General features: G+C 43.3%; 11 protein-coding genes. 6 read left to right on the plus strand and 5 right to left on the minus strand.

Going from position 1 to position 14,363, the window contains the following annotated elements:
- Positions 1–271: 271 nt before the first annotated feature.
- The gene (locus K5Q92_RS04030; RefSeq protein ID WP_220767769.1) at positions 272–1,960 is read right to left on the minus strand and encodes a M28 family metallopeptidase; all 1,689 of its coding nucleotides are present in this window, start codon (positions 1,958–1,960) and stop codon (positions 272–274) included.
- 439 nt (positions 1,961–2,399) lie between these two features.
- Here K5Q92_RS04030 and K5Q92_RS04035 point away from each other — a divergent pair, with 439 nt between their 5' ends.
- Positions 2,400–4,373 carry a GGDEF domain-containing protein gene (locus tag K5Q92_RS04035; RefSeq protein ID WP_220767770.1) on the plus strand — a complete coding sequence of 658 codons (1,974 nt, stop codon included), beginning with the start codon at positions 2,400–2,402 and terminating at the stop codon, positions 4,371–4,373.
- 123 nt (positions 4,374–4,496) lie between these two features.
- Positions 4,497–6,035, plus strand: coding sequence for a DUF1254 domain-containing protein (locus tag K5Q92_RS04040; protein WP_220767771.1), 1,539 nt, complete (start codon positions 4,497–4,499; stop codon positions 6,033–6,035).
- A gap of 79 nt (positions 6,036–6,114) precedes the next feature.
- Here K5Q92_RS04040 and purN read toward each other — a convergent pair whose 3' ends face one another.
- Together purN and purM are read right to left on the minus strand one after the other, a co-directional pair.
- The gene (gene purN, locus K5Q92_RS04045; protein WP_220767772.1) at positions 6,115–6,759 is read right to left on the minus strand and encodes a phosphoribosylglycinamide formyltransferase; all 645 of its coding nucleotides are present in this window, start codon (positions 6,757–6,759) and stop codon (positions 6,115–6,117) included.
- On the minus strand, positions 6,759–7,799 hold the full coding sequence (gene purM / locus K5Q92_RS04050) for a phosphoribosylformylglycinamidine cyclo-ligase (RefSeq protein WP_028767329.1): 1,041 nt from the start codon (positions 7,797–7,799) through the stop codon (positions 6,759–6,761). Before purM ends, purN begins: the two co-directional genes overlap by 1 nt.
- A gap of 221 nt (positions 7,800–8,020) precedes the next feature.
- Here purM and upp point away from each other — a divergent pair, with 221 nt between their 5' ends.
- Complete coding sequence (upp, locus tag K5Q92_RS04055; protein ID WP_202720057.1) at positions 8,021–8,647, plus strand: uracil phosphoribosyltransferase; 627 nt, start codon at positions 8,021–8,023, stop codon at positions 8,645–8,647.
- 68 nt (positions 8,648–8,715) lie between these two features.
- On the opposite strand, the gene K5Q92_RS04060 is transcribed toward upp, so the two are convergent.
- Entirely contained in the window at positions 8,716–10,035 is a 1,320-nt protein-coding gene (locus K5Q92_RS04060) for a Na+/H+ antiporter family protein (RefSeq protein ID WP_220767773.1), read from the minus strand.
- A gap of 316 nt (positions 10,036–10,351) precedes the next feature.
- On the opposite strand from K5Q92_RS04060, the gene K5Q92_RS04065 reads away from it, so the two are divergent.
- Positions 10,352–10,957 carry a peroxiredoxin gene (locus tag K5Q92_RS04065; protein WP_220767774.1) on the plus strand — a complete coding sequence of 202 codons (606 nt, stop codon included), beginning with the start codon at positions 10,352–10,354 and terminating at the stop codon, positions 10,955–10,957.
- Between the two features lie 135 nt (positions 10,958–11,092).
- Positions 11,093–12,109 (plus strand): DUF3137 domain-containing protein, encoded by a 1,017-nt coding sequence (locus K5Q92_RS04070; protein ID WP_220767775.1) that lies wholly within the window; start codon positions 11,093–11,095, stop codon positions 12,107–12,109.
- Between the two features lie 156 nt (positions 12,110–12,265).
- Here K5Q92_RS04070 and rnt read toward each other — a convergent pair whose 3' ends face one another.
- Entirely contained in the window at positions 12,266–12,964 is a 699-nt protein-coding gene (gene rnt / locus K5Q92_RS04075) for a ribonuclease T (protein WP_220767776.1), read from the minus strand.
- A 140-nt stretch (positions 12,965–13,104) separates the two neighbouring features.
- Here rnt and K5Q92_RS04080 point away from each other — a divergent pair, with 140 nt between their 5' ends.
- The gene (locus K5Q92_RS04080) at positions 13,105–13,974 is read left to right on the plus strand and encodes an OmpA family protein (RefSeq protein ID WP_220767777.1); all 870 of its coding nucleotides are present in this window, start codon (positions 13,105–13,107) and stop codon (positions 13,972–13,974) included.
- The last annotated feature ends 389 nt before the right edge of the window (positions 13,975–14,363 follow it).

Genomic DNA, 14,363 nt, shown 5'->3' on the forward strand with positions numbered 1-14,363 from the left:
AATGATGATTGTTTAATTTTTTGTGCATTATCGTGTGGTTTATCTATTTCTGTGGCGTTTGGGGTGGTTGGAGATTGGATAATTCTCAATGACAAGCGTTTAAAACCGCTTTGGCGAAATAAGTCGATAAATATCAGTTTTTAGTTTGAATTTTGAACGAAGTAGTTACAGTTTGAGAAGTCTGTAGTTGGTTGTATTAAGGAGGAACAAAAAAAACGCCGACTCGTTAATTGTAAGTCGGCGTGTTGGAAAGCGGTATTTCACTGCTCAGTTAGAAGTTAGTTAGCTCCTTGCTCTTGTGGGCACTTTCTTGGCTTGGCTGTTTTTCTTGTGCTGGGCGCAGTGCATGAAATTCTGTACCTTTGTAGTAACCGGGCCAGTCGTGGTTGTTACCTAATTCGAAGGCGGCTTGGTAGAAGATAGCTAGATCTTCCAGCGCCCCAGAAAGATCCCAATCTTCACGATACTCATCGCAGACATTGTGATAGCAGCCTTTCATTTTCTGTTTCATCTGCGCCTTGTATTGTGCGGTGGCCTCGTCAACTGGTTCACTGCCACCGCCCGCAAATACCGCTGGCACACCTTCTTTGGCGAAGCTGAAATGATCGGAGCGGAAAAAACCGCCTGATTCAGGATATTTCTCGCGTTTGGCGGTGCGGTTTTGACTCTTGAGCGCATTCACTAGATAGTTTTCCAGTTCTGACTTACCTTTGCCGACTATGGTGTAGTCAGTGGTTCGGCCGTAAATATTGGTACTGTCTAAGTTGAATACAGCCACACTTTTGTCGAGTGAATAGATAGGGTTGGCAGCGTAATAACGAGAACCTAATAGGCCTTGTTCTTCGCCTGTCGTGGCGATAAAGGTGACTGAACGTGCGAGAGGGTGACCATTTTTAGCTTGCTTGGCAAACTGGCGCGCAATTTCCAATATGCCTGCGGTGCCAGAGGCATTGTCGAGGGCGCCATTGTAGATCTGATCGCCATCTTTGCTGGCATCTACACCAATATGATCCCAATGAGCGGTAAACAGAATATGTTCATCTGCGCGGCTACTACCGGGCAAGGTAGCAACGACATTGTAGCTGTTGGCATACTCGGCTCTATTTTCAAAGGCAATTGAGGCGGTTTGGTTTAACGCTAGATTGATGGCGCTGGCGGCTGCCCGATCTGAAATGGTTGCTAGTGACAAACCCGAACGATCAAATAGCTCGGTGGCTACATCATAGGTGATCCAACCTTCGACTTGTACACGCTGTGCTTGTTCGGCTGGGCTACGTACCAAATCTTGTTGAGCGCCAGTCCAACTGTTTTCCACGACGGACCAAGGGTAAGAAGCAGGCTTAGTGTCGTGAATGATAATTGCGCCTAAGGCGCCTTGGCGACTGGCCTCCTCGAACTTATAGTTCCAGCGGCCGTAATAGGTCATGGCTTTACCATTAAACTTGCCAGAGTCGGGCCGAGCAAAACCTGGGTCATTGACGAGGATCACCGCTATTTTACCGTGCATATCTATATCTTGATAATCATTCCATTGATACTCTGGCGCATTAATACCGTATCCGACAAATACCAGCGGTGCCTCGTTGATATCTATGCTTGCAATATCATGACGGCTACCTAATACCACATCTTGGCGGTATTTAAGCTGTTGCTCTCCTAATTGAATTTCCTGCTGCTCCGATGCGGTGTAACTCACCATTGGTACCGCCTGGAGGTAATCTTTGCCGTTAGGTTTCTCTAACCCCATTTTTGCGAATGCATTACTCAGGTAATCCAGTGTTAGCTGCTCGCCTTTGGTTGTCGGCGCGCGGCCTTCAAATTCATCTGAAGCGAGGTTTTTTATGTCTTGGCGAAAGCGAGCCTCATCGAAGGTGACGTCGTTTGGCTTGCTAATATTACTTGGGTGTTGGCTACAAGCACTTAGTAAGGCGAGTGCGCAAAGAGGCAAAATTGAACGCATGAATAGGTCCTATTATTGTTGTTTTAGACTTTTTAGCGGTATTAATAGGCATGATGGAGGAAGATTACCCCCTATGGCAAGGGGGCGAGCTGATAATCTATTTGTAAAAATGTTACTTAATATTGCGCGAGCGATTAGCTGCTTAATACTTGGTTTAATTGAGGGCTCAGTACACTCGTCTTAACTTATTGAGCTGATACTAACAATGTCATCACGTGGGACAGTGAAGATTCAAGTATTAGTGGCTTGAGTTGGTATTGTTGGTAGTAATTGATGAGTTGTTATAATTTGATTGACCTTAGTGGTATTTAAGATACTGTGTCTTTATTGATTAAATTATGAAGATAGAAAGCCACTAACATTATGTTTTACTTCCCTAATATAGGTTTGTAAACCTTAGGTTGTGTTGCCATTCTTATACAAAACCAGTGATACTCTTATGGAAAAGTTTATTACGTTTTTTATTTTTTTGGTTCTGGTATGCAGTTCTATTGCGGTGAATGCAGCCGAGTTTTCACCACTACATACCATCGAAAAATTAAGCAATGGTCAGCGGATTTTGGCTTTGCTTAATGATAAGACCCTTGATCCGGACCATAAACGTCATCAATTGGCGCAAGAGATCCCCAAAGAGCAGGCGCAGCAGTCAGCTCATCATGCATTTGCCTATTATCGCATTTTACATGACATAGAGATGTCAAATGGCAGTCCAGAGGCCGCTGAGCTTGCGATATCAAAGATGCTGACTGCGGGACAAAGGCTAAATAAAGTTTGGCTGATCGCCGAAGCGAAAATGTGGCAGGCTACTTTTGCTGTTAAACAGAGTCGTTTTAAAGATGGATTGGCTTTGGTTGATGACGCCATTCGTTTATCGAAGGCTGCTAATTTCGACCATCTGACAGGGCGTTCTTTTAATACCAAAGGAGCGCTTTATTATTTTCAAAATCAGTACTATGTTGCACTTGAGTATTATCTAAACGCTCTCGATATCTTTAGATCACAACCGGCTGATCCTTATGTTAGTAAGGTTCTGTCTAATGTTGCGGTTATCTATGTCGATCTTCAGGAGTGGGATAAAGCTTGGGACTCTAATAATGAGGCGTTAGCACATATTGACGAATATGGCGGCAGCTATGAGCAGTTCAGTGTATTTAATAACAATGCCGCTTTTATATTAGATCAATTAGGTAGGGTGCGTGAGAGCGTTCCCTATTTAATCGCTGCCCAGAAAAATGCTGAGTTAAGTGGCAATTTGCGCGTGAAGGTGAATACCAAGACCTCTTGGGCGCATTATTACCTTTCGATAGAGCAATATCAGTTGGCCGTTGATATAGGTAGAGAGTGTGTTGCACTCGCCTCTGTAAATCGGTATCTGTTATTTGAAAGTGACTGTAGCAGAATATTGGCTAAGGCTTTATTTAATTTGGGGCAAGTTGATGATGCTCTCGTGGCGTTGGTAAAGAGTGAGACCTTATATAGCCAAATAGGTACAAGGGCGGGATTAGCTGATACCTATAATACTTATGCCTTAGTCTATGAGGCGCAGGGAGATTATAAAAGCGCATTGGATTATCAGCGTAAGGCTAACGAAGAAGATAAAGCTTTACTGTTTGATAGGCGAGCCAAGATGAGCCTTGAGTTGAGTAAAAGTTATCAAGAGAAATATCGCCAGCAGGAGCTTGCGGTGTTAAAAGCTGAGAATGATGCGCAAGATGCCCGACTTGCGGAACAAAAACTTCGCGAAAAGCTACTTTTCTTTATTATTTTCGTGTCTGTGATTTCCATTTCACTGTTGATCTGGAAGCGTTACGGACTTGAAAATGATAATAAGAATCTACAAAGTTCTAATCGAGAGCTATATAAGCAGTCTAACCTAGACACCTTAACTGGGCTATATAACCGTCGCTACTTCTTAGATTATTTGGCGCAGCAAGGGCAACTACCAACATCTAAAGATACTAGGGTGTGTCTAGCTATTATCGATATCGATCACTTTAAGAGGGTCAATGACTCCTATGGTCATGATATCGGTGATGAGGTGTTAGTTCGGGTAGGCCAACTAATCCAGAGCAAGATCCGAAAAGATGACCTGCTTATTCGCTGGGGAGGAGAAGAGTTTATTTTATTACTTAGCTGGCCTGAGACCTCTTGTCCACAAACGGTATCAGCACTGACAGGGCACTTCGAGCGTATTCGTCAAGCGATCTGCGAAGCGATAATTGAGGTTGCAGAGTTGCAATTGCACTTAACCGTTTCGGTTGGCGTCGGGCAACCTATAGATGCACTGACCCTCGTTGAATCTTGGCAACTCGTGCTTGATAGTGCAGATAAGGCGCTCTACCTTGCTAAAAGGCAGGGGCGTAACTGTGTGGTGTTAGCGAAGGATGAGTCGTCTATATTGAGAAGTGATTGAAGAGAAGGAATAAAGTAATCGGACTTCAGGCCGCTTACAGTCAATGTTTGTATTGACCAGCTTTTATTCAGCTCCTAGTCTGTAAGGTAAAGGAATGATAGTGAAATAAAACTAAGGACGATAATGAATACCAAACTTGCTTTCAAGTCAGTTTTAGCATCCACCGCTCTACTGTTGGGATTGTCATCACCGTTACTGGCGGCAGATAACTCTACTCCAGGTTATAACAACAAGATCCCTGCTAACATCATGACACCTACCAAGGTTGAAACGAGTATCGGTACATTGGAGTTCCATGACGGAGCGCCAACGGTTGAGACTAGTCGTAAAATTTATGACAACCTCAATACTATTCGTGCAACTGAAACGTTTTTAAATGCGATCCCTATGGCTTCTGTAGAAGCGCTACGAATTGGCCATGAAAGTCTAGGGGTCAGTCAATCAAATCAAGTACTACTGTTTGATAAGTTGATGGACTCAAATCCACTTTTCTTAACCGGTAATACCGACACGGTTTATGCTTCAGCATTTTTAGACCTTGAACGTGATGGCCCCACTGTTGTTGAAGTGCCAGCTGGAATGGGACCAACTACGATTAATGATGCCTTTTTCCGTTTTGTTACGGATATGGGAATCGTGGGGCCTGATAAAGGTAAAGGGGGCAAATACCTGATTTTACCTCCTGATTACAAAGGTGAGGTGCCAGAAGGTTACTTTGTTTCGCGTTCAACAAGTTATACCAATTGGTTCATTGCGCGCGGCTTTTTAAAAGATGGTAAGACAGATTCAGCCGTTCAAGCATTTAAGCAACACCTAAAAATCTATCCTCTGGCCAAGCAGAGTCAGCCGCCAAAGATGGAGTTTCAGTCGGGCAGTGGCTTAGAGTTTAATACGGTGCATGCCAATGATTTTCACTTCTTCAAAGAGATCCAGCCAGTACTAGAGAAGGAGCCTGTGTCATTTATCGACCCCGAACTTCGAGGCTTGATGGCGAGTATAGGGATTCAAAAGGGTAAGCCTTTTGCACCAGACGAACACATGGCCGCTTTACTGACAGACGGTGTTGCAATCGGTAATGCGTCCGCAAGAGCGCTAATGTTTCAACCCCAAGATGATACGGTATACGTATATCCAGATAGGCTTTGGAAAACGGCTTTTATTGGCGGTGATTACCGCTGGTTAATTGATGATGGTGAAGGGGGGCGTAATTTAGATGCCCGCACTTACTTCTTCTATATGGCGACGGTGAACACCCCTGCAATGGCGTTGAAGCTGATTGGAAAGGGCTCTCAATACGCTATGCTAGATAAATCAAAAGACTCAATGTATTTGAACGGTGGCAAGACCTACAAGCTGAATATTCCTGCCGATGTTCCAGCAAAGAACTTCTGGTCGGTGGTTGCTTATGATACGCAAACTCGTTCGGAGTTGCAGACCGGACAGAAATTCCCAAGTCGAAATAATCAGCGTGACGATTTGACCAAAAATGCCGATGGTTCCGTGGATATTTACTTCGGTCCTGAGGCTCCTACAGGCAAAGAGAGTAACTGGATCCAAACAGTACCCAATAAAGGTTGGTTTATTTTGTTACGTCTCTATGGCCCATTAGAATCTTGGTTTGATAAGAGTTGGCAGCCAGGCGATATTGTGGAAGTTAAGTAGATGACTTAGCAGGGTTTTATAAATGGATTATAAAAGGCACCCTAAGGTGCCTTTGTATTTTTGCTATTTAAACATTTCTTTAGTCAGCAGCATAACCGTTAGCCGGTAGTGCTTGACCATCAAGCTGGGCGATGCCGTCTAGCATTGCTAAACGTTGTTGGCTGAACCATTTAACGACTAGCGGGTAAATAGCATGTTCCTGTTCGTGAACACGTTCTGCCAATGTATCGGCAGTATCGTCTTCATAAACGGGGACTTTAGCCTGTAAGATCACTGGACCGGCATCAAGCTCTGGCGTAACAAAATGCACGCTTGCTCCATGCTCGGTATCTTTTGCATCGATTGCGCGTTGGTGGGTGTTCAAACCTGTATATTTAGGCAAGAGTGAAGGGTGGATGTTAACCATCTTACCTTCAAAACGTTGCACAAATTCGTCACTTAAAATGCGCATAAAGCCTGCTAAGACCACAAGATCTGGCTGGTACTTTTCTATCACTTTAAGCAAGCGTGCATCGTACTCTTGTCTAGTTTCACCTGTGTGAGCTATCACGCAGCTGGTATCAATCTCGTTGTGATGAGCGCGAACTAATCCGTAGGCGTCGGGCTTATTACTGATGACACCAACAACTTCGGCTTGAAGGTTATCATCGCAACCATCGATAATGGCTTGCAAATTACTGCCATTACCTGAAATTAATACTAAAACGCGACAACTCTGGGGCATTACAGGATCTCCACTTGCTCTTCTTCGCCGTTACGCTTGGCAATGTTTCCGATTAACCATGCGTTTTCGCCTTCTGCATTTAGCAGTGTTAAGGCTGAATCGACTTTATCTGCTGGTAGGGCGACAACCATACCAACACCACAGTTGAAGGTACGATACATTTCAAATTCTGAAATATTACCGTTTTCCATCAACCAGTTAAATACGACTGGCCATTGCCATGTGTCGCTGTTTACCACTGCTTTGCAATCTTCAGGTAGTACGCGTGGGATATTTTCCCAGAAGCCACCACCTGTAATATGTGACATTGCATGAACATCGTGCTCTTCAAGCAACTTAAGCAGTGATTTTACGTAAATTTTTGTAGGTTCAAGTAAATGGTCGATCAGAGGTTTACCTGCCAGTTCTTGCTCAGGATCTGCCTTGCTCACTTCTAATACCTTGCGGATAAGCGAAAAACCATTTGAATGAGGACCGCTTGAAGCTAATGCGATAAGCGCATCACCGTCTTGCACTTTAGTGCCGTCGATGATTTCTTCTTTCTCTACAACACCAACGCAGAAACCTGCTAGGTCGTAGTCTTCACCTTCGTACATGCCTGGCATTTCAGCAGTTTCACCGCCAATTAATGCACAGCCTGATTGTACACAGCCTTCAGCAATCCCTTTTACTACAGCTGTAGCAACTTCAACATCAAGTTTGCCTGTAGCATAGTAGTCTAGGAAGAACAGAGGCTCTGCACCTGCAACGATAAGGTCGTTTGAACACATGGCAACTAAATCAACACCAACGTTATCGTGCTTTTTGTAATCGATAGCAAGACGTAACTTAGTGCCAACACCATCAGTGCCTGAAACCAGTACTGGATGCTTATACTTAGTTGGTAGCTCACAAAGTGCACCAAAACCACCTAGGTTGCCCATAACTTCTGGACGGCGGGTACGTTTTACTGCTGACTTGATGTTGTTAACTAGTGCATTTCCGGCATCAATATCAACGCCTGCATCTTTATAGCTTAGTGGGGTAGTAGGAGTGCTCACGGAGATCCTCTTCGGGTACGGGTATAGATTGTTATAGGATTTTATGCGGCGCCATTCTACCAGCTTGTGGTTAGCGTCGAAAGCTAAGTTTTTCAATAAACTTAGCGACAGAGGTCACGATTTACCGCCTTTTTGAAACTTTAAGTTTGCCTACGCGAACAAATCTACTAAAATCGTTAAAATTTACCGTAAAAAATACGTTAGAAAACTAGGAGAACAAGATGAAAGTCGTTGAAGTTAAACATCCTTTAGTCCGTCATAAAATTGGATTAATGCGCGAAGCTAATATCAGCACCAAGCGTTTTCGCGAACTAGCGGCAGAAGTGGGCAGTTTACTAACATATGAAGCAACGGCTGACTTTGAAACTGAAAAAGTCACTATTGAAGGTTGGAATGGTCCTGTTGAAATTGAACAGATCAAAGGTAAGAAGGTTACTGTAGTACCTATCTTACGTGCCGGCCTTGGTATGATGGATGGCGTATTAGAGCACGTTCCAAGTGCGCGTATCTCTGTTGTGGGTATTTACCGTGACGAAGAGACACTTGAGCCAGTTCCATACTTTGAAAAACTTGCAAGCAACATGCCTGAGCGCATGGCGTTAGTGGTTGACCCAATGCTTGCGACTGGTGGTTCGATGATCTCTACCATCGACCTACTAAAAGAGCGTGGTTGTACAGCGATTAAAGCTCTTGTACTCGTAGCTGCACCAGAAGGTGTTGCTGCACTTGAGAAAGCGCATCCGGATATCGAGCTTTATACTGCGTCAATTGATGACTGCCTAAACGAGCAAGGCTACATTTTGCCAGGTCTTGGTGATGCAGGTGATAAGATTTTTGGTACTAAATAAGTATTTATAAATCTCAAAATAAGAAAAGGAGCCAAATGGCTCCTTTTTTGTTTTCATTTTTATAGGACCTAGAGCACCATGGCGGCAATCCAACCAAACACTAGCAAAGGAATGTTGTAGTGAATAAAGGTTGGGATAACGCTGTCTTTCATGTGATCGTGCTGACCGTCAGCATTAAGGCCTGCGGTTGGGCCTAAGGTCGACTCTGATGCTGGCGAGCCCGCATCACCTAGCGCTGCCGCGGTGCCAACTAGAGCAATCGTGGCTTCAACTGAGAAGCCAAAGCTCATGGCTAAAGGTACATAGATTGCAGCAATAATAGGGATGGTTGAAAACGATGAGCCGATGCCCATAGTGATAAGTAAGCCGACAAGTAGCATTAAAAAGGCGGCTAGAGCTTTGTTATCGCCAATCGCCGTATTCATTATTTCGACTAAGCTAGCAACATCCCCCGTGCCTTTAATCACTGCGGCAAAACCTGCGGCTGAGATCATGATAAAACCAATGTTGGCCATCATACGCACGCCTTGGTTGAAGATATCTTGATCCGCAACATGCTTGAGGGCACCAGAGAAACTAAACACAATAAAGCCAATCAAAGCACCGAAAATCATTGAGCCAGTATAAAGCTGGACGACTAAGGTTGAAACAACAGCAATAGCGGCGATAGCAATATTACGTTTATTTAGACTTTCTTCTGGCTCAGCTGCAAGAATTTGCTCTTCTTTATATTCACGTGGCTTACGATAGCTAATAAAAATTGCGACCAACAAACCGAACACCATACCAAGAGCTGGGATAATCATGGCTGGCGCGACTTGCGCTTGGACTGCTTGTAAATCATTACTATTGAGGTTGGTTAACAAGATGTCGTAAAGGAAGATACCACCAAAACCGACAGGTAATACCATGTAGGTTGTCACTAAACCGAAAGTCAATACACAAGCCACTAAACGCCGATCCATTTTTAATTTTGACATCACATGCAGTAAAGGTGGGATCAAAATTGGAATAAAGGCGATGTGAATGGGTAAGAGGTTCTGTGAAGAGATAGCCATCGCAAGAATAGATAATAGCAGCACCCAACGCACTCGTTGATTGTTGGTACTATTTTGTTCTTTACCTAATAAGCTAATAACCTTATTTGAGATTAAAGTTGTTAAACCTGAATGGGAAAGGGCAACAGCAAAGGCACCTAATAAGGCGTAGCTTAAGGCGATTTGAGCACCGCCGCCAAGACCAGTATTAAAAGCCGCGACCGTTTGATGCAGATCCATGCCGCCAACAAGTCCTGCGACTAATGCGGACACTGTAAGTGCAATGACGATATTCACTCTAGCTAAACTGAGGCCTAACATTAGGCATACAGCGATGACAACAGCATTCATAATATGATTAATCTATTTCTTATATTTGAGGTATTCAGCCATTTTTGCCTGTTACTGCCCCAGATGTCCAGCATCAGCAAGCTATATCTTGAATTCAATCTGGTTTGTGAATTAGCTGTAGCTAAATATGAAAATAAAGTGTGAATGGTAATGTGGGGATTTGGTGTTATTGTGCAGACTGTAATCGGTTAATCAAATGTTCATTTAAAAAGGTGATATTGTTCTCAAATAGCTTGTGCAAAGAAATACACTGCCTATAATGCTTTAGATTTAAAACGAAACAGCGTTTTTAGCAATCCATAGACGGAGAAATAAAATGAGCGTATTAGTAGGCCGTCCGGCCCCTGATTTTACAGCTGCTGCGGTACTAGGTAATGGTGAAATTGTTGATAGCTTTACCCTATCAGAAGCAATTAAAGGAAAGCCAGCTGTAGTATTCTTCTATCCACTTGACTTCACTTTCGTGTGTCCATCAGAGTTGATCGCTTTCGATCACCGCATGGACGAGTTCAAGAAGCGTGGCGTTGAAGTTATCGGTGTTTCAATCGACTCTCAGTTTACTCATAACGCATGGCGTAACACACCAGTAGACAAGGGCGGTATTGGCCAAGTTCAATACACTCTAGTTGCTGACGTTAAGCACGAGATTTGTAAAGCTTACGATGTAGAGCATCCAGAAGCGGGTGTTGCATTCCGTGGCTCTTTCCTAATCGACAAAGAAGGTCAGGTTCGCCACCAAGTCGTTAATGACCTGCCACTAGGCCGTAACGTTGACGAAATGATCCGTATGGTTGATGCACTTCAATTCCATGAAGATCACGGTGACGTATGTCCAGCGGGTTGGGAAAAAGGTGACAAGGGTATGGATGCAAGCCCAGAAGGCGTTGCTTCTTACCTAACTGATAATGCAGACTCTCTATAATTATTAAGTTGTAGTTAGTGTTAGCATAATAAAAGCTGCGTTAATCGCAGCTTTTTTGTATAAAAAGAGTTTTTTAAGCTTTAGCGTTAAAAGCAGAATGGGATTTCTGCAGAATTAATACATAAAGGATATTGTATGAACCCGATGGAGTTTAATATTCCGGCCGAGGACAAACACTCGTTTGCCCAATACTTCCAACAACACATCGCGCCCAAATGGCGTCGCTATGAAGCAAAACGTATACCTATTGTCGCTAAATACCAAGAGCGAAGAAAAATTAGTCAACCGATTTCTTATATAGCCATATTCTCAGGATTGTTTGGTTTTGCTTGTATGTTTTATGCTTTAGCTATTTCTAATGGCGATGGTTTTGCGCTTGTTGGTGGTTTGCTGTTGTTTATTTTTGCAATGATTGTGACCGTAGCGGTAAATTTTTGGGCGGGAAGCGAAACATTTAAGTTTCGTGATGGCGTCATTAAAGTCATTCATCAGCTTGTGCTGGGTTACTTTGGTGAGAGCTTTATGCTTAACCCTAAGAATCTACCAGCGCTTAAAGAGTATGAGCGGTATGGTATTTTGCCTAAATACGATAGAGGCTTTTTTCAAGATAGTGTTAAAGGTGAATATAAAGGTATAGCTTTTCTTGTTCGCGAGCTCAATCTATCTGTAGCTAATGGTACCGAAGATAATAAAACTAAATATAAAACCATTTTCGACGGTATTGTTATTGAGTTTGATACTTTTAAAAAATTTGTTGGTGAAACTCAGGTGAGGCTAGATAAGGGCGCTATTGGTAATAAATACCAAGCCTTTAAACAGGATTTGTCTCGAGTGAAGCTTGAGGATGTGAACTTTGAGCGTCAATTTGAGGTTTATAGTAGTGATCAGATTGAAGCGCGTTATTTGTTAACTCCAACTACCATGGCACGCTTTCAGTCATTATCTAGTTTTTATGGCTCGCAACTAGAAGCGAGCTTTAAAGAGGGGAAACTGTTTATGAAAATACCCACTAAGCATAATTACTTTGACTCTAAGTTAGATATCCTTAAACCGTTGGATTTTAGCTATGATATTGAGCAGCTTTTTAGAGAGCTTCATCAGATCTTTGCCGTAATCGATGCGTTAAAGCTTGATGATAAGACTGGGCTTTAGAGTGGTTAAGTAAGCGTGGATACTTGGAATAGTCACTGATTTGGTTTTATGGCGCTAGCAGTTTAAACAAAAAGACGAAGATGGATTGTCTTCGTCTTTTTGTTTGCTATAGCGCGATTTACATCAGCAAGCTTTTGTTCGCTAAATCTAAAATGATTAGCTCAGCTCACTTGGCTCTGAAGGAGTCGTATCGATATCATTTAGGCTTTTATCGGTTTCATCAGCAATAAACGGCCAGCCTCCTAGCGCTTTCCAGCGATTGACGATAAGGCAGAATAGCTCTGCTGTGCGTTCAGTATCGTAAAGAGCAGAATGCGCTTCGCGATTATCGAAAGCAATACCAGCCATCGCACAGGCTTTTGCTAGTACAGTATGTCCAATTGCTAATCCCGCTAATGTCGCGGTATCAAAGGTGGCAAAAGGGTGAAATGGCGTACGCTTGAGGCTATTACGTTCTATAGCTTGGGTGACAAAGCCGTGATCGAAAGACGCATTATGAGCAACAATAATACTGCGATGACAACCTGCCGCTTTTTGTGCTTTTTTGACTTCTTTAAAGATCTCTAAAAAGGCTTCTTTCTCACTGACGGCACCACGGAGTGGGTTGGTTGGGTCGATACCGGTAAAAGCCAGCGCTTCAGGCTCAAGATTTGCACCTTCGAAGGGCTCAATATTAAAATGGAGCGTTTTATCAAGCCCGAGTACACCGTCCTCGTCCATTTTCAGCATGCTGACTGCAATTTCTAATAGTGCATCAGTTTTCGCGTTAAAACCCGCGGTTTCAACATCGATGACCACTGGGAAATACCCTCTAAAGCGGTTTTTCATTAAGTTAGGGTCAAAAGTGTCAGTCATTAAAATTTCCCAAAAGTGTGCAGGCGCCTATTATGCTGCAACTGATATACACTGTCATGTGTGTTTGGTCGTTTTATAGGCTAAAGAAAGATAAATCTTTGCCGATAGAAAGGGGTGATACAAATTGAGAGAGTAATTTTATGCGGCTTAGGGTTATTTTAGCATCATTATTGTGCCTACCTTTTTTTGCGAATGCAGAGTTGAGGCAGTATGTCGCTTCTTTGGAGGAGTCGCAGTGGCGTTTAAGTGGCAATAATCCAATAATGTGCCGTCTTGAGCACGATATTCCGGCCTATGGTAAAGCGGTCTTTACCAGCCGGGCTGGTAAAGACCATAACTTGAACTTCACCCTAGATATGTGGGTTAAGCCCGATCAGGTTACTCAAGCTAAGTTGATGAGTATGGCTCCAGCTTGGCGCCCAGGAGTGCTGTCAAAAGAGATCACAGAGCTTACTTATCAGAAGTACTTTAGTGGAGAGGTTCCACGTAACGCCGCTTGGTCAATGCTTGCTGAGTTAGAAAGTGGAATGCAACCAACTTTCTATTATGCCGATTGGTATAATGAAGCGAATAAGATCGCGGTCGGTCTCTCGGCGGTGAACTTTAGACGCCAATATGCAGAGTTTAAGTCGTGTTTGTCTTCGTTATTACCCTATTCGTTCGAGGATATCGCCTTTACGGTACTAACCTATGAATCTGGTGGTACAGAGTTAACTCGTTATGCAAAATCACAGATTGCAAGAATACAAGAGTATTTAGCTTACGACCAAAATGTTGACTTGGTTCTGATAGATGCCTATACCGATAGTTATGGCGGTCGCAGTGTGAATCAAAAAGTATCTGAAAAACGTGCGGATTCGGTGAAGGAATTTTTTGTAGCAAGTGGGATTGGCCAAAATCGTATTCATACACTCGGTCATGGCGAGAGGAGGCATGTGGCCTCTAACGAGACGATTGATGAGCGGGCGCGAAACCGTAGGGTCGTGATTAGAATAAGTAAACCACTCTAGCCAACCATGAAACACTGAAGAGCCTAGCTTAATCGCTGGGCTTTTTTGTGGCTGAAGTTTATCGCCGTCAGGAGTTAGTCGCCAACTTTAAAATAAAAAAAAGCCCGCTTACAAGGTAAGCGGGCCGCAAAAATAAATCATTGCAATCAACAAATTGAAGGAAGGAAGTCAAGCATAAGAACCAGGGATATAACTCCCGTGGAAGACCACGAAAGTTTAAGAGTTCTTTGTTTCCGAATCTGCTAGGCAGACACTTCCTGAAAACGAGACGAATTATAGGCTTGGCGTTCAGGAGTGACAAACTAGAATAATTAGCATTTGATATTAGTTTTGCTAATGCGAGTTCCTTGTCGGTTTGCTGCTAAAAGATACGGAACCCCCTAATATTG

It is taken from the genome of Shewanella sp. MBTL60-007 (assembly GCF_019654915.1).
Taxonomy (GTDB): domain Bacteria; phylum Pseudomonadota; class Gammaproteobacteria; order Enterobacterales; family Shewanellaceae; genus Shewanella.